Annotated in this window: 2 pseudogenes; both read right to left on the bottom strand. The window is 51.0% G+C overall.

Annotation, left to right across the window (positions count from 1 at the left end):
* A pseudogene (locus tag H6B30_RS16170) lies at positions 1-200 on the bottom strand (DUF4138 domain-containing protein); the annotation flags it as partial.
* A gap of 30 nt (positions 201-230) precedes the next feature.
* Positions 231-353 (bottom strand): annotated as a pseudogene (locus H6B30_RS16165) (conjugative transposon protein TraM); the annotation flags it as partial.

Below are 353 nucleotides of genomic sequence, written 5' to 3'. Positions count from 1 at the left end.
TGGTACGGCTTGATGCGGACGATGTTGTCCGTGCATTGGTTGCCTGCAATCTTCGGGGTGGAGATGTCCACCAGCTTGATGGGTTCGGGCATGACGATGTGCGTGGTCACGTCCCGGTTGACATAAATTTTCTCGTTGGCCTTGGCGGTGGTAATCCCGACGGCACAGAGCAAAGTCAGTAAGATGGTTCTTGCTTTCATATAAGTGCGTATTTGGTTTTCAAATCATTTTCACCTTGCATCGTCCGAGTTGATGAGATAGACGATGGTGTTGTACTTGATTTTCGCCTTGTTCTTCCGGATGTTGGACGACAGGGCGGACGTGGCGGAGTTGTACATGTTCTGCAGGGCCTG

This window comes from Marseilla massiliensis (assembly GCF_016899955.1).
In the GTDB taxonomy this organism is placed as follows: Bacteria; Bacteroidota; Bacteroidia; order Bacteroidales; family Bacteroidaceae; genus Prevotella; species Prevotella intestinigallinarum.
The sequence above is the reverse complement of the archived record's forward strand: the minus strand, read 5'-3'. Positions and strand labels throughout refer to the sequence as shown.